The organism is Nocardioides taihuensis (genome assembly GCF_042657275.1).
In the GTDB taxonomy this organism is placed as follows: domain Bacteria; phylum Actinomycetota; class Actinomycetes; order Propionibacteriales; family Nocardioidaceae; genus Nocardioides; species Nocardioides taihuensis.
Map to the genome: position 1 here is coordinate 220,792 of NZ_JBHSKD010000011.1, position 17,869 is coordinate 238,660.

General features: G+C 73.9%; 19 protein-coding genes and 1 riboswitch. Of the genes, 15 read left to right on the forward strand and 4 right to left on the reverse strand.

The genetic code is table 11. From position 1 onward, the window contains the following. Positions 1–7: 7 nt before the first annotated feature. From ACFPGP_RS12390 to ACFPGP_RS12415, 6 genes are all read left to right on the forward strand, one after another. Positions 8–613 (forward strand): signal peptidase I, encoded by a 606-nt coding sequence (locus tag ACFPGP_RS12390; RefSeq protein ID WP_378590534.1) that lies wholly within the window; start codon positions 8–10, stop codon positions 611–613. Further along, positions 610–2,667, forward strand: a complete 2,058-nt coding sequence (locus ACFPGP_RS12395; RefSeq protein ID WP_378590535.1) for an Ig-like domain-containing protein — start codon at positions 610–612, stop codon at positions 2,665–2,667. Before ACFPGP_RS12390 ends, ACFPGP_RS12395 begins: the two co-directional genes overlap by 4 nt. Positions 2,668–2,713: 46 nt before the next feature. Further along, positions 2,714–3,412 (forward strand): response regulator transcription factor, encoded by a 699-nt coding sequence (locus ACFPGP_RS12400; protein ID WP_378590536.1) that lies wholly within the window; start codon positions 2,714–2,716, stop codon positions 3,410–3,412. Further along, positions 3,405–4,619 carry a sensor histidine kinase gene (locus ACFPGP_RS12405; RefSeq protein WP_378590537.1) on the forward strand — a complete coding sequence of 405 codons (1,215 nt, stop codon included), beginning with the start codon at positions 3,405–3,407 and terminating at the stop codon, positions 4,617–4,619. The genes ACFPGP_RS12400 and ACFPGP_RS12405 overlap by 8 nt, the downstream gene beginning before the upstream one ends. Positions 4,620–4,844: 225 nt before the next feature. Beyond that, positions 4,845–5,786, forward strand: coding sequence for a hypothetical protein (locus ACFPGP_RS12410; protein WP_378590538.1), 942 nt, complete (start codon positions 4,845–4,847; stop codon positions 5,784–5,786). 88 nt (positions 5,787–5,874) lie between these two features. Continuing rightward, positions 5,875–6,387, forward strand: coding sequence for a cyclic nucleotide-binding domain-containing protein (locus tag ACFPGP_RS12415; protein ID WP_378590539.1), 513 nt, complete (start codon positions 5,875–5,877; stop codon positions 6,385–6,387). Here ACFPGP_RS12415 and ACFPGP_RS12420 read toward each other — a convergent pair. Together ACFPGP_RS12420 and ACFPGP_RS12425 are read right to left on the reverse strand one after the other, a co-directional pair. Further along, on the reverse strand, positions 6,364–7,083 hold the full coding sequence (locus ACFPGP_RS12420; RefSeq protein ID WP_378590541.1) for a metallophosphoesterase family protein: 720 nt from the start codon (positions 7,081–7,083) through the stop codon (positions 6,364–6,366). The two genes, ACFPGP_RS12415 and ACFPGP_RS12420, sit on opposite strands and share 24 nt — an antisense overlap. A 59-nt stretch (positions 7,084–7,142) precedes the next feature. Next, entirely contained in the window at positions 7,143–8,786 is a 1,644-nt protein-coding gene (locus ACFPGP_RS12425; RefSeq protein ID WP_378590543.1) for an MFS transporter, read from the reverse strand. 116 nt (positions 8,787–8,902) lie between these two features. Between ACFPGP_RS12425 and ACFPGP_RS12430 the strand changes: the two genes are divergently transcribed. From ACFPGP_RS12430 to ACFPGP_RS12460, 7 genes are read left to right on the forward strand one after another with little or no spacing between them, the layout of a single operon-like run. Continuing rightward, complete coding sequence (locus ACFPGP_RS12430) at positions 8,903–10,150, forward strand: CpaF family protein (protein WP_378590544.1); 1,248 nt, start codon at positions 8,903–8,905, stop codon at positions 10,148–10,150. 13 nt (positions 10,151–10,163) lie between these two features. After that, entirely contained in the window at positions 10,164–11,018 is an 855-nt protein-coding gene (locus ACFPGP_RS12435) for a type II secretion system F family protein (protein ID WP_378590546.1), read from the forward strand. Next, entirely contained in the window at positions 11,015–11,956 is a 942-nt protein-coding gene (locus ACFPGP_RS12440; RefSeq protein ID WP_378590547.1) for a type II secretion system F family protein, read from the forward strand. The genes ACFPGP_RS12435 and ACFPGP_RS12440 overlap by 4 nt, the downstream gene beginning before the upstream one ends. A 25-nt stretch (positions 11,957–11,981) precedes the next feature. Then, positions 11,982–12,194 carry a hypothetical protein gene (locus ACFPGP_RS12445; protein ID WP_378590549.1) on the forward strand — a complete coding sequence of 71 codons (213 nt, stop codon included), beginning with the start codon at positions 11,982–11,984 and terminating at the stop codon, positions 12,192–12,194. Between the two features lie 2 nt (positions 12,195–12,196). Continuing rightward, the gene (locus ACFPGP_RS12450) at positions 12,197–12,601 is read left to right on the forward strand and encodes a TadE/TadG family type IV pilus assembly protein (protein ID WP_378590551.1); all 405 of its coding nucleotides are present in this window, start codon (positions 12,197–12,199) and stop codon (positions 12,599–12,601) included. After that, positions 12,598–13,026 carry a hypothetical protein gene (locus ACFPGP_RS12455; protein ID WP_378590552.1) on the forward strand — a complete coding sequence of 143 codons (429 nt, stop codon included), beginning with the start codon at positions 12,598–12,600 and terminating at the stop codon, positions 13,024–13,026. Before ACFPGP_RS12450 ends, ACFPGP_RS12455 begins: the two co-directional genes overlap by 4 nt. Before the next feature lie 35 nt (positions 13,027–13,061). Beyond that, positions 13,062–13,553 (forward strand): pilus assembly protein TadG-related protein, encoded by a 492-nt coding sequence (locus ACFPGP_RS12460; protein WP_378590554.1) that lies wholly within the window; start codon positions 13,062–13,064, stop codon positions 13,551–13,553. Between the two features lie 6 nt (positions 13,554–13,559). Here ACFPGP_RS12460 and ACFPGP_RS12465 read toward each other — a convergent pair whose 3' ends face one another. Beyond that, a complete protein-coding gene (locus ACFPGP_RS12465; RefSeq protein WP_378590556.1) occupies positions 13,560–15,455 on the reverse strand; it encodes a hypothetical protein in 1,896 nt (631 codons plus the stop codon). A gap of 360 nt (positions 15,456–15,815) precedes the next feature. Further along, positions 15,816–15,971: riboswitch (cyclic di-AMP (ydaO/yuaA leader) on the forward strand. Between the two features lie 3 nt (positions 15,972–15,974). Here ACFPGP_RS12465 and ACFPGP_RS12470 point away from each other — a divergent pair. Further along, complete coding sequence (locus ACFPGP_RS12470) at positions 15,975–16,493, forward strand: C40 family peptidase (RefSeq protein WP_378590558.1); 519 nt, start codon at positions 15,975–15,977, stop codon at positions 16,491–16,493. A 200-nt stretch (positions 16,494–16,693) separates the two neighbouring features. Here ACFPGP_RS12470 and ACFPGP_RS12475 read toward each other — a convergent pair whose 3' ends face one another. Continuing rightward, positions 16,694–17,419, reverse strand: coding sequence for an AIM24 family protein (locus tag ACFPGP_RS12475; RefSeq protein WP_378590559.1), 726 nt, complete (start codon positions 17,417–17,419; stop codon positions 16,694–16,696). A 96-nt stretch (positions 17,420–17,515) separates the two neighbouring features. Between ACFPGP_RS12475 and ACFPGP_RS12480 the strand changes: the two genes are divergently transcribed. Then, positions 17,516–17,869: hypothetical protein (locus ACFPGP_RS12480; RefSeq protein WP_378590561.1), on the forward strand; the 354-nt coding region annotated here is incomplete at its 3' end.

A 17,869-nucleotide genomic window follows, 5' to 3' on the forward strand; every position in this document is an offset into this window, starting at 1 on the left:
GGCACCGGTGGAGATCACGATGAAGGCCCGCAGCTCGGGGCGGGTCGCGCGCCTGCTGGTCAACCTCGCCTGCCTGGTCTGCATGCTCGTGGCGCTCAGCTTCATCGCGCCGGCCGCCTTCGGCTACCAGCGCTACGTGATCACGGGCAGCTCGATGACCGGCACCATCGACCTCGGGTCGGTGGTCTTCTCCGAGGTGGTGCCGGTCGACGAGCTCGAGGTGGGCGACGTGATCACCTACCTGCCGCCGCCCGAGTCGGGCGTGGACGACCTCGTCACCCACCGGATCGTCTCCATCGACGGCGACGTCTACCGGACCCAGGGGGACGCGAACTCCGACCCCGACCCGTGGACCTTCCGGCTCGACCAGGCCACGCAGTCGCGGGTCGTGCTCGACGTGCCGTACGTCGGCTACGCGTTCATCGCGCTGCACGACCGCACCCTGCGGATGGTGCTGATCGGGATCCCGGCGGCGCTGATCGCGCTGGCCAGCCTGGTGCAGCTCGCGCGGGGGCTGCGTCGTCCCGAGGAGCAGGTCCGGGTCGACGTACGGGACACGACCTCCGTGCCCGAAGAGGCGTCCACGGGCGCCCGGACGGGGGCTGACCGGTGAGCGGCCGTCTCGTGCTCGCCCTCGCCGTGCTGCTGGGCGCGACGGCGTTCTCGAGCGTGCACTTCTCCTCGGCGACGTGGACGGCGCAGAGCAGCACCGGTGTCTCGGTCGGCTCCGCGCGCGACTGGACCCCGCCGACCGTCACGGTGGACGACCCGGGCAGTGGGGTCTCGGGCACCGTCACCGTGACCGCCACCGCGACCGACGACACGACTGGGGTTGCGTCCGTCGTGCTCGCGGTGGCGTCGGCGGGGTCCGGTTCGTGGAGCACGCTGTGCACCGACACGACCGCCCCCTGGGCCTGCGTGTGGGACACCGCCACGGTTCCCGACGGCCCCTACGACCTGCGCGCCGTCGCCACCGACGGTGAGGGCAACACCGCGACGTCCCCGGTCGTCACCACGACCGTCGCGAACGGCGCGACCGTCGTGCTCGCCCCGGTCGCCTCGCCGACCGGCACCGTGCCGACCCTGTCGGCCACCCTGACCGCCACCGGCGGGCAGACCGGCACGCTGACCTTCCAGCAGCGCCCGACCGGCGGCAGCGGCTGGACGACGGCGTGCGCGGCGCAGCCCGGCCCGACCGCGACCTGCACCCCCGCCGCGCTGACCAGCGGCACCTGGGACCTGCGCGTGGTCGCCGACCTTGCCACCGGCACCCTGGTCGACACCCAGGACGCGGTGGTCGTCGACCTCACCGACCCGACCGTCTCGCTGAGCGTGCCCGCGGGCCTGCTGTCGGGCACGGTCACCCTGGGCGCCTCCGCAGCCGACGCGCACACCGGCGTCGCCGGGGTCGCCTTCGAGTACCGCGCGACCGGGACGACGAGCTGGAGCAGCTGCGGCAGCGACACCACCGCGCCGTACACCTGCGCGCTCGCGACCACCGCGCTCGCCGACGGCAGCTGGGAGCTGCGGGCCGTGGCCACCGACCTGGTGGGCCACACCGCCGCGACCGCGCCCGTCACCCGGACCGTCGACAACGGCGGTCCCACCCTGACACTGACCGTGCCGCCTGGGCCTTTGAGCGGCACGGTCAGTCTTACCTCCACCGCGACCGACCCCGCCGGGGTCGCGTCGGTGACCTTCGAGTACCGCGCCGTGGGAGCCACCACCTGGACGGCCTGCGGCACCGACGCCACGGCGCCGTACGCCTGCTCGCTGGCGACCGGCGGCCTGGCCGACGGCTCGTGGGAGCTGCGGGCGACCGCCGTCGACGGCCTGGGCAACACCGGCGTCTCGGCGGTGGTCACCCGCACCGTGGCCAACTCCTCGACGGTCGCGATCACCAGCCCGGCCGCCGGTGCGGTGGTGCGCGGCAACGTCACCGTGACCTCGTCGGCGTCCTCGACGCTCGGGGTCACGTCGGTCGCGGTCGAGTACCGCGCGGCCGGCGCCACCGCCTGGACCTCGTGCGGGCCGGCGGACAGCACGTCGCCGTACACCTGCCAGTGGAGCACGGGTCCGCTGGCCGACGGCTCCTACGAGCTGCGCTCGGTGCTGACCGACGGTGCCGGGCGGACGACGGCCTCGGCCACGGTGGCCGTCGTGGTCAAGCGGCTCCGCGGCGCGGACGTCCAGGGCGCCACGGTCACCGACGGCACCCCGAGCGCGACCGACACGGTCACGCTGACCTTCAGCGGCGTCGTGGACCTCGCCACCGTCAAACCGGGCTGGACCAGTGGCACCACCGGGGTGCCGGTCGTGCTGCACCACTCGGGTGACGGGACCCCCCTGATCACGGGTCGCGACTACCTCACCTTCACCGGCGTCAACCTCGGCCAGGTGGCTTTCGCCCAGAACTACATCAACAGCCAGAGCGCCTCCTTCGGCAACGCCACGATGGTTGCCACGACCCCGACGGTTGACGGCGTTCCGGTCACCCGGATCACGATCACGCTCGGCGCGCCGACGTCCGGCGGGCAGCGTCTGCGGACCACGTCGAACACCGGCGCGATCCAGTGGAGCCCCTCGGCGGCGGTCACCGACGCCGACGGCACGGCCTGCGACACCGCGACCGTCACGGAGACCGGAGGAAACGATGCCGACCTGTGAGGCTGAAACGGCATGTCGGGAGGTCGAGATCCCTATGCTCTGGGACATGGCCCGTGTGCTCGTCGTGGAGGACGAGGAGGACATCGCGTTCCCCCTGGTCCGCACCCTCGAGCGCGAGGGCTACACCGTGCAGTGGGTGGAGAACGGCGGCGACGCGCTCGACCAGATCAAGGCCGAGCCCCCCAACATGGTGATCCTCGACCTCGGCCTGCCGGACATCGACGGCCTCGAGGTCTGCCGCTCGGCCCGCGACGCGGGCTACGACGGCGCGATCATGATCGTGACCGCGCGTGCCGGTGAGCTCGACCGGGTGGTCGGGCTCGACTACGGCGCCGACGACTACCTCGCCAAGCCGTTCGGGCTGGCCGAGCTCCAGGCGCGGGCGCGCGCGCTGCTGCGTCGTACCAACGGGTACGCCGCCGCCGCGGAGGCCGACCCCGACCCGGACGACGACGGGCTGCGGATCGACCGCGGCGCGCGCCGGGTCTTCGCCGGGCAGCAGGAGATCTCGCTGACCGGCAAGGAGTTCGAGGTGCTGGCGATCCTCGCCGAGAACCGCGACAAGGTCGTCTCGCGCGGCCGGCTCATGGCCGACGTGTGGGACGAGAACTGGTACGGCTCCACCAAGACGCTCGACGTGACGATCGGGCGGCTCCGGCAGAAGCTGGAGAGCGTGGGGGTCGGCGAGCGCGTCGTGGCGGTCCGCGGGGTCGGGTTCCGCCTCGAGGGCGCCACCGATGCGTGAGCGGCTGACCGTCGCCTTTGTCCTGCTCGCGATCACGGTCGTGATCGGCGCGGGAGCGGTGCGGTCCTACACGATCCTCAACCTGCTGCGCGACGACTCGGCGGCGCACCTGCGTGAGCACGCCGAGCTGATCAGCGGACTGCTGGAGGAGCGCTACACCGAGGACGAGCCGATCACGGCGCGCTACATCGCGTCCGTGGCTCCGGAGGAGGCGAAGGTCGTCTTCACGCCGGAGGACGGCGAGCCCGTGGTGAGCGTCGGCGAGGCGTTCGAGGCGGGGAGCAACGACATCGCCGTCAGCAGCACCGGCCCGCTCGGGACGGTCTCGGTGACCGAGGCGGGCAAGGGGCTGTCCGACATCGTCACGCGCGAGCCGACCATGCTGTTCACGCTGCTGCTCCTGGTCGCCACGCTGGCGGGCCTCATCGGGTACGTCGCCGCGCGCCAGCTGGCCCGGCCGCTCGAGCAGCTCGCCGAGGCCGCCGGCGCGCTGGGTCGCGGCCGCTTCGACCTCGACCTGCCGAAGACCCGGATGCCCGAGGCGCAGGCGATCGGCAGCGCGCTGCGCACCAGCGCCGTGCAGCTCGAGTCGCGGATCCGCCGGGAGCGGTCGTTCTCCGAGCAGGCCTCCCACGAGCTGCGCACCCCGATCACCACGCTCCGCCTCGAGCTCGAGGACCTGATGGTGCGCGACGACGTCCCCGACGACGTCCGCGCCTCCGCCAAGCGCTGCCTGGCCCAGGTCGACGGCATGGAGTCCTCGGCCGGCCGCCTGGTCGAGCTGACCCGCGGCTCGCTGATGGAGGGCGCCGAGGTGCCCCTGGAGCAGCTGGCCAAGGACGTCGCGCAGCGCTGGGCCGACCGCCTCGCCGAGCGGCGCCGCAAGCTGACCGCGACCGTGGAGGGCGACCTCGACCTGATGTTCACCCCCGGCCCGGTCGAGCAGGTCACCGACCTCGTGCTCTCCGACGTCGCGCAGGCCGGCGCCGGACCCGTGCGGATGCGGCTCTTCGCCGAGGAGCGCTACCTGCGCATCCGCCTGCCCGCCGGCACCATCTCCGAGCCCGGCCGCTCCCGCTTCCGCCGCAACCTGCCCCAGCCCGGCTCCGGCGTCGACGCCGCCCGCGACGTCGCCACCGCCTTCGGTGGCAAGGTCACCGGTTCTGGCGTCGCCGACGACCTCGAGGTCCTGCTGCCGCGTCGGTGAGGTGGGCGGATCTGCGGAGGGGGGTGCAATTCGCGGGTCAACCCGTGAATTGGTCCTTGCCGGACCGAAACAACCATCAGACAGTCACCAATTCCGTACGACAGTCGAGACGCCCGGCGCCGCCACGGCCCGCCAGACGTCCACAGGCCAGCTTCGTGGCAGCGTTGTCCACAGGTACGCCGTCGGGCCGGGCGCGGCAGGCCGCGGGTGGCCGAGGCTCGGGGCATGGACCCCCTGCGCTTCCTCTCCGAGACCCGCGGCTTCTTCCTCCGCCGTGAGGCGCGCGCTGCCGGCACGGCCGACAAGGTGCTCCAGAGCGGGGTCCGCCGCAAGGCGCTCGTGCGCGTCCGCCAGGGTGCCTACTGCCACGCCGAGGTGTGGCGTGAGATGTCCGATGCCGCGCGGTTCCTCGCGCGCTCCCGCGCCGGCTACGAGCTGGCGTGCGGCCGGGTCGCCCTCTCGCACGCCTCGGCGCTCGCGGCGTACGGCTGCCCGCTGTGGGGCGTGCCCCTCGACCGCGTCCACCTGATGCGGCTCGACGACGCGACGTCGCGCTACCAGGCCGGCATCACCCACCACCGCGCGCGCCTCGCCGACGGCGACGTCGTGGATGCCGACGGGTGGCGCGTGACCTCGCCGGCGCGCACCGTCGTCGAGGCGCTCGGCCTGTGCTCGACCGAGGCCGGCGTCGTCGTGGGTGACTGGATGCTCCACCAGGGCCTGACGACCGCCACGGAGGTCTGGGACACCAAGACCCGGCTCAACCAGATGCCCGGCACGCTCAGCCTCGAGGTCACCCTGCGCCTGCTCGACGGCGCCAGCGAGTCGGTCGGCGATTCCCGCAACCGTCACCTGTTCTGGGTGATGGGCCTGCCCAGGCCGCTGCTGCAGCACGGGATCCGCGACGAGGACGGCCGCTTCGTCGCCGTCACCGACTTCGCGTGGCCGGCGCTCGGGGTGTACGGCGAGTTCGACGGTCGCGTGAAGTACGGCCGCCTCCTCCAGCCCGGTCAGGAGCCCGGCGACGCCGTCTTCGCCGAGAAGCGTCGCGAGGACGACGTACGACGGGTCACCGGCGGCACCATGGTCCGCTGGACCTGGGACGACCTCCACCCCCACTCGGCGCCCTCGCGACAGCTGCGGCAGCTGCTCCGGCCGGCGGCATGAGCTCGCCCGGCGCGCGCTCGCGTGACGGGCCCGTCTCGCCAGCGGGGCAGTCCGTGCCACATCCCGCCGCCTCCCGCAGACTGGGCGCATGGCAGACCTGCTCGCGTTCAGCACGGACCTCCCCACCGCGACCGTGCCCGCGGGCGAGGTGCTCATCACCGAGGGCGCGCGCCCCGACCGGCTGCTGGTGCTGGTCTCGGGATCGGTGGTCGTCGAGCACGACGGCGTCCCCTTCGCGCGCATCGACACCCCCGGCGCGGTGTTCGGCGAGATGTCGGCGGTGCTCGACCGACCGGCCACCGCCACGGTCCGCGCCGTCGCCGACACCGAGGTGCGCGTCGTCGACGACCCGCTGGGGTTCCTCACCGAGCGTCCGGGCGCGGCGCTCGCCGTGCTGCGGACGACGGCCTCGCGGCTCGACGGGCTGACCCACTACCTGGTCGACGTCAAGCAGCAGTTCGCCGACGCGGGCGGGCACCTCGGGCTCGTCGACCAGATCCTCGACCAGCTCGTGCACCACCAGGGGCCGGCCGCGCGCACCGGCTCGGCGCGCGACCCCGAGGGCGACCACGAGCACTCACACGATGCTGAGGGTCTCTGACTCGTAGACGCCGAACCACGCCGCGGTCCCCGCGTCGAGGTCCAGCGTGATGTGCGCGGGCACCGGCCCGATCTGCTTGCCGGCGTTGAAGACCCAGGTCGTGCCGAGCCGGGCGTGCCACGAACCGCCGTCGGCCCACGGCGCCTGGTGGATGTGCCCGCAGAGCACGACGTCGGGCTGGTGCTCGGCGATCCAGTCGGCGAGCTCCTGGTCGGGGAAGGTGCGCCGCCCGTCGTGGCACAGCGGCGTGCCGGCCGGAGGTGCGTGGTAGAGCCAGATCCAGCGTGCCGGCCGGTCGACGGCGGCCGCTGCGAGCTGGGCCCCGACCTCCTCGCGGGTGACCGGCCCGTCCCACCAGGGGCACACGGTGACGCGTACGTCGCCGAGGTCGAGGCTCGACCCGTCGACGTGGACACCCTCGAGGCCGGTGCGGCGCAGCCACGTCGCGACCTGCTCGCCGTGCGCACCCGGGCCGTCGAGGTCGTGGTTGCCCGAGGCGGCGAAGACCGGCACCTGCTCGGCCAGCATCGCGAGGTAGTTGGTCAGCACCACGGTCTGCACCTCGTGGGGCACGGCGTTGACGACGTCGGCCAGGTCGCCGACGAGCGCGACCGCGTCGACCTGCGCCGCGGCCTCCACCAGCCAGTCGTAGTGGCGCAGCTTGTAGTGCAGGTCCGACACCACCAGCATCCGCATGCCTCGATCCTGCCCGCACCGGGCGGGCGGCCGTGCCGCGTCTCGCGGACGGGCCAGCCCTACAAGGCGTCGGGCTCGTCCACCGCCGCGCCCGGGGCGTGGTCCAGGTAGGACCTCCGCGCCGCCTCGGCGGTCGAGCGCGCCTCGCTCATGCTGGTGATCGCGGGCAGGAACACCGCGCGGCGTACGGCGTAGAGCTCCACGTCGTCGACGGCGCGCACGGTCATGGTGCGCGTGGTGCCGCCGAGCAGCGCGATCTCGCCGAAGCCCTCGCCGGGTCCCATGGAGCGGACCAGACGTCCCCGGTCGAGCACCGCGACCCTGCCCGCGGCGACGACGTAGAAGCTGTCGCCGGCGTCGCCCGCCTCGAAGACCACCGTGTCCGGGCCGATCGCCACGTGCTCGAGGCCCACGGCAAGCTGCTCGATGACCGGGACGGGGAGCTGGCGCAGCATCGGCACCCGCCGCAGCACCGCGATGTCGTCGGTGCGGACGGCGACGGACCGGTCGATCGCGGTGAGGCGGCGCCACCCGAGGACGCACACGACAGGGGCGACGGCACCCACCACCACGAGCGCCGCCCGCGCGCCGACGAGGTCGATCAGCAGGGGCGCGGTCAGCGCCCCGACCGCCACCCCGACCGCACCGATGCTCTCGAGCACGCCGAAGACCCGGGCGAGCACCGCGTTGGGCACCATCCGCGCGATCAGCGTGAACGCCGTGACGTCGACGAGGGAGTTGCCGATGCCGATCACGCCGGCCGCGGCCAGCACCACTCCGTACGCGGGGACCAGCCCCATCAGCGCCAGCGGGGCTCCCCACAGCACGACGGCGAGCCCGAGCCAGCGAGTCATCGCGCGGCTGCCCACCAGCAGGGTGCACAGGGCACTGCCGGCCAGCGCCCCGATGCCGACGGCGCCCTGGAGCACACCGACGCTCGACTCGGTGCCGTCGAGCAGGTCGAGGGCGACGACCAGCACGAACACGCTGAAGGCGCCCCGGATCATCGTCTGCAGCACCACCAGCCCGACCACGACGGCGGTGCCGGGGTAGGTGCCCACCGCGACGAACCCCTCGCGCACCTCGCCCACCACGTCGGGTCGCTGCACCGGCGGCACCGGGATCCGCTCGTAGCCCAGCCGCAGCACCAGCACGGCGGAGACCAGGCCGCACACCCCGGCGAAGGCGAAGACCGCGGCGACGTCGGCCACCGCCACCAGCAGCGCCGCGACCAGCGGCCCGACGATGACGCTCAGCGAGTCGAGGCCGCCGCGGACGACGTTGACCTCGGTCAGCTCGTCGGGGGCGCGGCACAGCGAGGGCATCAGCGCGGAGTGGCTGGCCCGGAACGGCGTGAAGGCGATGCTCGACACGACCGCCAGCACGTAGACGATCCAGGTCGGCCCGTCGGCGACCAGCACCGGCGCCGCCGCGAGCGTGCTCACCCCGCGCACCAGGCTGGAGGCGACCAGGACGTGCTCGCGCGGCACCCTGTCGGCGTACGCCGCGATCACCGGCGCCAGCACCGCAGCCGGCAGCAGCCGGAGCAGCCCGACCAGGCCGACCGCGAGCGGGCCGCCGTCGGCGAAGGCGACCAGGCCGATCGCGACGGTGAACGCCCACTCGGCGGTGAAGGCGAAGCCGAAGGAGAGCAGCGAGCGCACGAGCGCGGCGTTCCGGATCCACCCCCCGCGTCCGCCCATTGCCCGATGCTGCCACTTTTTGCCTGTCCACAGGTTCGACGAGGGGGGCTCGCGGGTAGGTGCCGCAGCACCTAGGTTCGACGGACAGGTACCTCTCACTCGGGACAGGGGCCGCCATGACGCTCACCGACGCGTACGCCGAGCTGGTCGACCAGCTCGACGAGCACGTGCGCGCCGCGGTGCGCCGTGAGGGCGTCGACCCGCAGCGCGACGCCCCCGTCGTGCGCCGCATCGCCGAGGGCGTCGTCCGCGCCCACGACGAGCGCAGCCTCACCGGCCAGGTGGCGCCGGTGCCCGACGTGGCGGCGGTGGTCGGGGAGCTCGTGGCCCGCGTCAGTGGCTTCGGGCCGCTCCAGCCGCTGCTCGACGACCCCGAGGTCGAGGAGGTGTGGATCAACGACCCGAGCCGGGTCTTCGTGGCCCGTCGGGGCCGTCACGAGCTGACGAACCTGGTGCTCACCGGCGCCCAGGTCGAGGAGCTGGTCGAGCGGATGCTCAAGGCCAGCGGCCGCCGGGTCGACCTGAGCCAGCCGTTCGTCGACGCGATGCTCCCGCAGGGCCACCGGCTCCACGTCGTCCTCGAGGGCATCAGCCGGGGCTTCAGTGCCGTCAACATCCGCAAGTTCGTGCTCCGCGCCGCCCGGCTCGAGTCGCTGGTCGAGCTCGGCAGCCTCACCCCGCAGGCCGCGGCGTACCTCCATGCCGCCGTCCGCGCCGGCCTCAACATCGTCGTCGCCGGCGGCACGCAGGCAGGCAAGACCACCTTCCTCAACTGCCTGGCCGCCGCGATCCCCGGCGGCGAGCGCGTGGTCAGCGCCGAGGAGGTCTTCGAGCTGCGGTTCGCGCATCCTGACTGGGTACCCCTGCAGACCCGGCAGGCCGGTCTCGAGGGCACGGGGGAGATCACCCTGCGCATGCTGGTCAAGGAGAGCCTGCGCATGCGCCCGAGCCGGATCATCGTCGGCGAGGTGCGCGCCGAGGAGTGCCTCGACCTGCTGCTCGCCCTCAACGCCGGCCTCCCCGGCATGGGCACCATCCACGCCAACAGCGCGCGCGAGGCACTAGTGAAGATGTGCACCTTGCCGCTGCTGGCCGGCGAGAACATCTCGGCCCGCTTCGTGGTGCCCACGGTGGCCTCGTCGGTCGACCTGGTCGTCCACCTCGGCATCGACGCCCAGGGCGTACGCCGTGTGGAGGAGGTCGTCGGCGTGCCCGGCCGCGTCGAGAGCGACGTGATCGAGACCGAGCCGATCTTCGAGCGCACCGGCGGCGAGCTGCGCCGCTCGCGCGGCGGCACCCCGCGCCGCGAGCTCTTCGAGCGTCGCGGCATCGACGTCGCCGCCCTGCTGCGGGGCGGCGACTGATGGGCGGCCGCTGATGGGGGCGCTCGTCGGGCTCGGTGTCGGCACCGGGCTGCTGCTGATCTGGTCGGCGTTCGCGCTCCCGCGCCGCCCTCGCGAGCACCGCCCGCAGGCGGGGCGCCTCCGCCGCCACCTCGACCGGGCCGGGCTGCCGCACGTCTCGACGACGGGGGTGCTGGCGCTGTGCGGCGTCCTCGGCGTGGTCACCGCCGTGCTGTTCCAGGCCGTCTCCGGCACGCCGCCGGTCGCGGTCGCCTTCGGCGCCGCAGCCGCGTGGCTGCCGGTCGCCGCCGTGTCCGGCCGCGCACGGAGGCGGCAGCGCGAGCTGGCCGAGGTCTGGCCCGAGGCGGTCGACAACCTGGCCAGCGCCGTCCGGGCGGGCATGTCGCTGCCCGACGCGGTCGCCGCGCTGGGCACCCGGGGGCCCGAGCCCCTGCGCGACGCCTTCGACCGGTTCGCCCTCGACTACCAGGTCAGCGGCCGGTTCGGCGAGTGCCTCGACCGGCTCAAGGAGCGCCTGGCCGACCCGACCGGCGACCGCGTCGTCGAGGGGCTCCGGGTGGCGCGCGAGGTCGGCGGCGGTGAGCTCGGCCGGCTGCTGCGCAACCTCTCCGGCTACCTCCGCGACGACGCCCGCACCCGCTCCGAGCTCGAGTCGCGGCAGGCCTGGACCGTCAACGGCGCCCGCCTCGCCGTCGCCGCGCCGTGGCTGGTGCTGCTGCTGATGAGCCTGCAGTCCGAGGTCATCCACCGCTACGCCTCGCCCGGGGGCGTCGTCGTCCTCGCGGTGGGCGCGGCGACCTGCCTGGTCGCCTACCGCGTGATGATGCGGATCGGGCGGCTCCCGACCGAGCGGCGGATCCTCTCGTGAGCCCCGCGGTGTGGGGCGCGGTGCTCGGGGCCACGACGGCCCTCGGGCTGCTGCTCGTGGTGTCACGGCTGCGCGTCATCCACAAGCCCCAGCTGTCAGTACGCGTGCTGCCCTACCTGCGCGACCTCCCGCAGGTCGGCCGCTCGACCGCGCTGCGTCCCGTGTCGTCGAGCCCGGTCACGGCGGCCGCAGGCATCTTCGGCCCGGCGCTCCGCTGGGCCGCCGACACGGTGGAGCGGGTCCTCGGCGGCGCCGCATCCGTACGACGCCGCCTCGAGCGGGCCGACCTCGACCGCACGGTCCACGACTTACGCGTCGAGCAGGTGCTGTGGGGCCTCGGCGGCTTCACGCTCGCCGCGGTGTACGGCGTGCTGAAGGCGCTCGCGGGCTCGCCCGCGGTCGCGTCCTCGGTGCTGCTGTGCGTGGTCGGGTTCGTGGGCGGCGTCGTGCTGCGTGACCAGTGGCTGACCAGCCTGGTGCGTGCCCGCGAGCGCCGGATCCTGACCGAGTTCCCGACCGTGGCGGAGCTGCTGGCGCTCGCTGTTGCCGCGGGGGAGAGCCCGGTCGCAGCCCTCGACCGCGTGGTCGCCCGCAGCGGGGGCGACCTCTCCCGCGACCTCGGCCGGGTGCTCGCGGCCGTGCGCACCGGCGCACCCGTCGCCGCCGCCTTCGACCACTGGGCCGCCACCAGCGGGCTGCCCGTCGTCGCCCGCTTCGCCTCCGGCGTGGCCGTGGCGGTGGAACGCGGCACGCCGCTGGCCGACGTGCTCCACGCCCAGGCGGCCGACGTCCGCGAGGCCGGCCGCCGCGACCTGATCGAGTCCGCGGCCCGCCGCGAGGTCGCGATGATGCTGCCCGTCGTGTTCCTCGTGCTGCCGGTCACCGTCTTCTTCGCGTTCTGGCCCGGCGTTGTCGGGCTGCACCTGACCGCACCGTGAATCCACGACACCCCTGGGGGAACCGATGAACCACCTGACCCTGCTCCTGGCTCGCTGCTGGCTGGCGCTCACCGGCGCTGGCACCGACCGACGTGACGACCGTGACGAGCGCGGTGACGTGCCGGGCTGGGTGCTGGTGACCGTGATGACCGCCGGGCTGGTCGCCGTGATCTGGGGCATCGCCGACGACGAGCTCAGTGCGTTGCTGCGTGACGCGCTCAGCTCGGTCAGCAACTGACCGTGCCCACCTGTCGTACGGCCCGCGGCGCGAGCGGCGCTGCGGTCGTCGACATCGTGCTGGTGATGGTGGTGCTGGTCCCGGTCGTGCTCGGGATCCTGCAGCTGGCGCTGGTGCTGATGGTTCGCAACACCCTGGCCTCCGCGGCCTCGGAGGGCGCGCGGTACGCCGCGACGCTCGACCACGAGCCCGCCGACGGGGTCGTGCGCACCCGCGAGCAGATCGACCAGGCGATCGCCGGCCGCTACGCCCGCGACGTGTCGGTGCAGCGGGTGGTGCTCGACGGCGCACCGGCGGTGCAGGTCACCGTGCGGGCGGTGGTGCCGGCGCTGGGGCTCGGCGGCCCCGGGGTCGAGCTCGAGGTCACCGGTCACGCCGTCGAGGAGGAGGCGGTGGTCGGGCCGTGAGCCGGGGGGAGAGGGGGACGGCGATCGTCGAGCTCGTCTGGCTCGGCATCCTGCTCCTGCTGCCGGTGGTGTGGGTCGTGCTCTCGGTCTTCGAGGTGCAGCGCGGGGCGTTCGCGGTCAGCGGCGCGGCCCGCGCGGCCGGGCGCGCCTACGCCCTCGCCCCCACCGACGCCCTCGGGCAGGCACGGGCAGAGGCGGCCGCCCGCCAGGCCCTGGCCGACCAGGGCGTCGGCGACCTCCCGCTCACCGTCACCGTCAGCTGCGACGCCCCCGACTGCCACGCCCCGGGCACGGTGGTCACGGTGCGCATCGACTCCCGGGTCGACCTGCCGCTGCTGCCCGCCGCACTGGGCGGCGGCGCCCCCAGCTTCGCCCTCGACGCCACCCACACGGTCCCGATCGGCACCTTCCGGGACGCCGGATGAGCCCGCGCCGCTACCGCCCGACGGGTCGTGTGCCCGTGACCACCCCAGGGGGTGCTCCCAGGCACACGACCCGCACCCCGCCCACCGCACGGGAGCCACGCTCCGAGGCCGGTCAGGCGACGCTGCTGATCGTGGGCTTAGCGGTGCTGCTGCTGACGATGACGGCGGTGGTGGTCGACGCCTCGGCCGCGTTCCTGCGCCGCCAGTCACTCGACACCCTCGCCGACGGCGCCGCTCTGGCCGGGGCCGACGCCGGCTCGGCGAACCTCGACCTCCTCTACGACGCGGGCCTCGACGCCACCCGCCTCGCCCAGGCCGAGCCTGCCGCGCGCGCGGCCGTCGCGGCGTACCTCCGCGACACCGGCGCCCTGGCCACCTACCCCGGCCTGACCTGGACCCTCGACGTCGACGGCACGGACGTCGTCGTCGAGCTCGCGGCCCCGCTCGACCTCCCCCTCACCGTCCCCGGCGCGCCCGCCACCACCACGGTCGGCGCCAGCGCCCGCGCCGCCGTCGTCGTGGACTGAGCCTCCTCAGCGCAGGCCGACGCGGAGCACGGTGGTGGACGCGGGCGGGAAGGTCTGGTCGAACGCCGCGCGCCCGATGCTCCGGTTCCCCACGTCGAGGAACACCTGCTGCGGGTCCTCCGGGGTGTTCTGTGCGTGGAAGGACAGGCTCCGGACGATGCGCGCCTCGAGCGCGCCGGTCGAGGTGCCGCCGTCGAGCCGGACCCGGGCCGTCACCGCCTGCCCGGGCAGCCGGTTGACCACGAGCAGCCACAGCACGCCCGAGGCCCGGGTCGCGGTCACGCTGAGCCCGCGGTAGCTGGCCGGCAGCGAGGGCGGACGACGCACCGGGTTGCCCGCGACGCTGGTGGCCACGAGCCGCCCGCCGGCGCTGAACATGGGGCTCAGGGCCTGCCGTGTCACGGCGTCGGCGGAGAAGGTGAAGTCCGGAGCGGCGCCGAGCACGCCCCGGTCCGCGCTCCACAGGAAGTCGTCACCCGTCCCGCGGCGGATGTGCATCCGCATCCAGGCGGCCCACAGCGTCGCCTGGAAGACGGCCTGGCTCTCCGAGCGCGGCCAGCCGACGAACGCCCGGTCGTTGCCGTGCAGGCCGAGGAACTCCGACAGCACCAGCGGCACCGACCGCGGGAGCGAGTCGAGCAGCCGGCCCACCCCTCGGACGAGGCCGTCCGCCTTGACCATCGCCAGGTCGTGGCCGTCGATCGCGGGATGCGCCGTGCCGTCGGGGTTGCCGCGCCACTGCAGCAGCGAGATCGCGTGCGCGGTGAGGCAGTCGTAGTCGCGGTCGCCGGCGACCGGGTCGAAGTCCACCGTGCCCCAGCTCGAGCAGACGTGGATCGAGGGGTCGACCTCCTTCATCCGGCGGGCGAAGGCGAAGAACCCCTCGTGCACGCTCCGGTACGACGCCTTCACGGTGCTGCCCGCGGGCGGGACCGCGCCGTGCATTCCGTCGCCGAAGTGCACCCGCCCCCGCCCGGCGTCCACCGTGAACACGCGGTCGTCCGCTCCGCTGTCGGACAGGTCGTCGACCTGGGTCCAGACGTGCCCGTCGGCGACCACGGTGACGGAGGCCGGTGCCACCGGCGGGTAGAGGACCTCGAAGACCTGCCCGGCCGTGCCGTCCGACGGGGTGCCGGCGGCGGTGTGCGAGCAGTCCTTGCCGAGGTTCTCGCCGGTGACGGCGAGGCTGCCCCCGTTCGCGTACTGGCGCAGCGCGGTGCGGTCGTCGGCCGACATCCAGTAGCGCGAGGGCCCGTGGTGCTGCTCGTTGCCGATCTCCCACCACTGCACGCGGTACGGCGCCGGGTGCCCGTTCGCCGCGCGGACCTCGGCCCAGTCCTCGCCGCCGTTCGGGTTCTGCGCCGTGCCGGAGGGGGAGTTCATGTACTCGACCCAGTCGGCGGCGTCGCCGGGTGTCTCGGTGACGAAGGGCACCATCACGAACGGGTCGGCGTCGATCTGCTCGAGGAAGCGCATGTACTCGTCCGGCCCGAAGTCGAGGCCGCGGGTCAGCAGGGTCGCGGGGTGGTCCGCGTGCGGGCCCACGACCTGACAGCCGTGCGTCGGCCCCACGGCGCGCTTCCAGTCGTAGGTGTTCGCGACGGTCCCGCCGGGGAAGCGCATCGAGGTGATCCCGGCGAGCTCCGCCCCGCGCACCGCCGCCGGATCGGCCGCATCCGTCGCGGGGTCCCACAGGTGGTACCCGTCGGCGTTGTAGTGGTGGTTGACCCCCAGCAGCCCGGTCGGTGCCGACCCGCGGTCCTGTGCCACGTGCACGGTGATCACCGTGTCCGGGTCCGCGCGCAGGCCGGGTGCCTCATCCGCCTCCGGTGGCGGGTGAGGCGCGAACGAGCTCGCGGTCAGGACGAGTGCGGTCAGGGCGACGGTCGGCCACGCGCTCATGGCTCCTCCAGCGGGCGACTCCTTCCCCGATCCCAGCGGCGTTCGCCTGCCGAGCGCCAGAGCCGAAGGGCCCGGAACCCCCGGGCGACCCGGGACCTGACCCCCGGCCCGGCCGTCAGCGCCGGAGTCCGGGCGGCCGTCATGGGTCGGGTCAGCGCCGTGACCTGTCTGTGACCTTCGCCGCACAGTCCCCGCGGATCCCCGCGTGGGGTGTGAGCGCGACCACGAGAATCTGCTGAGAAATCCCTGTCGGCATTGGAGATCCACGCCGGCATCTGCCTATGGTCCCCGCTGCAATTGAACAGCCGGCCCTGGGCACGCCGAGTCCTGCCCGCCCGTGGCGCCGGCCCTCCCACGACCATTCTCGGGTCGTCGTACGAGACACAGGGGCAGGAGTGGGGGAACCACCGTTCCACGCGGTCCCCGACCGCTCGGGGTGAAGCCACCAGCCGGTGGCCGGGCACCTTCCACGCCCGAACCCGACAGCTCACCTCACAGGCGTGGGAAGGAACCACGCACATGTCCAATTCCATGCCTACTGTCCTGCGCGCCTCCGGGCGCTGGGGCGTCCGGGCCCTGACCAGCGGGGCGCTCGCCGTGGGAGTCCTCACGGCAGCCCCGATGACCACCGACGCACACGCGGCCACGCGCCACCACCGCATCATCGAGCGCAAGGTCGACGACGCCACCCGCGTCGCCGTGCACCAGAAGGGCGACCCCTACCAGTACGGCGCCGCCGGGCCGGGTCGCTTCGACTGCTCGGGGCTGACCTACTTCAGCTTCCGCAAGGCCGGCTTCAGGCACATCCCGCGGACCTCCTCGGGCCAGGCCCAGTGGGCCCGTCACGTCAAGAAGCACAAGGCCCGCCGCGGCGACCTGATCTTCTTCAGGAACAGCGGCGGGGTCTACCACGTCGGCGTCTTCGCCGGACGCCATCACGGTGAGAAGTACGTGCTCCACTCGCCGTACTCGGGCGCCAAGGTGCGCCGCGAGAAGATCTGGACGAGCCACTGGTTCGCCGGCAAGGTCCCCCACTGATCGACGGGTGACCCCGGAGGCCGCGGCCTGGCGACGGACCCGCAGCTCACACGCGACCGAGGCGCGGGCGCCGGCGCTGGTCACGGCCACCACCCGCAGGCGGTAGGTGCCCGGGCGGACGTACTCGCCCGGGCCCTCGCCGTGGCCCCACCTGGCGCCGATGTCGGCGACTCGACGGCACCGTCGTGGGGGACGCCCCCCTAGCCGCCGAGCAGGCCGCCCAGCCCGCCGCCGCCACCGCCGGTCTGCTGGCCGGCGCCCTGCGGCACGCCCTCGCTCGGCTGCACGAGCACGTAGCCCTGGCCGCCGAAGGCCATCTGGAAGGTCTCGCCGGTGCCGCCGCGCACCAGCGACTTGAGGCCGCCGGTGTCGACGCGCACGTCCATCGAGACGCCGGCGGTCCACAGCACCACGGCCTGGGCGTCGGCGAACGTCGGGGCCCCCGCGACGTCGAGCGCGACCGGGTCGCCCTTGGTGGTCACCGCGACGTAGCCGGTGCCGCGCAGCGCGACGTTGTAGAGGCCGCCGGTCATGGCGGCGCCGCGGGCCTGGATGCGGTGGATGTCCCACTCGATCGAGGCGGAGAAGGCCAGGATGCTGGCGCCGTTGACGGAGATCATGTCGTTCTCGAGGTACATGATCTGCACCTCGGAGGCCTGGTCGGCGAGGAACAGCTCGCCCTGGCCCGTGCACTGCATCAGGTCGACGCCCTCGCCGGTCATCGCCGACTTGAACATCTTGCCGAGGCCGCCGCTGCCCTTGTTCTCGAACCGCACGTCGCCCTGGTAGGCCACCATCGATCCGGTCAGCGCCCAGACCGGGCCGTAGTGCATCTGGATCTTCAGCAGCTTCTTGTTCTGCAGGGCGAACGGGTCCTGGGCCGTCGTCTCCTTGAAGTCCGAGAACAGCGAGCCGTGGATGGGCATGGCGGGGCCTCCTGCCGATGGGTCGTCGTTCCGCACTCTAGGAGGTCTGCGGGGACTAGGCTCCGAAATGACCGACGAGCAGGAGGTGCGAGCGCCATGGGATTCCTCGACAAGGCGAAGGCCGCGGCCAACGACCTGGCCGCCAAGGCCGACACGGCGATGTCGAACGCCGGACTGGGCGGCCCCGCCGGCGCCAATCCGGAGCGTCTGTTCCGCGACCTCGGGGTCATCGCCTACCTCGAGGCCACCGGGCGCACCGCACCGCCCGAGGAGAGGCAGCGGGTGACCGCCGCTCTCACCGAGATCGAGCAGCGGGGCGGGATCCCGTCGTTCGCCCTCCAGACCGCCGCGCCGCCGCCCGGCAGCGTGCCGCCGCCCCCGGGTGCCGCGGCTGCGGGCGCCGCTCCGCCCCCGCCGCCGGGCGCGGCCGCCGCGCCGCCCCCGCCGCCG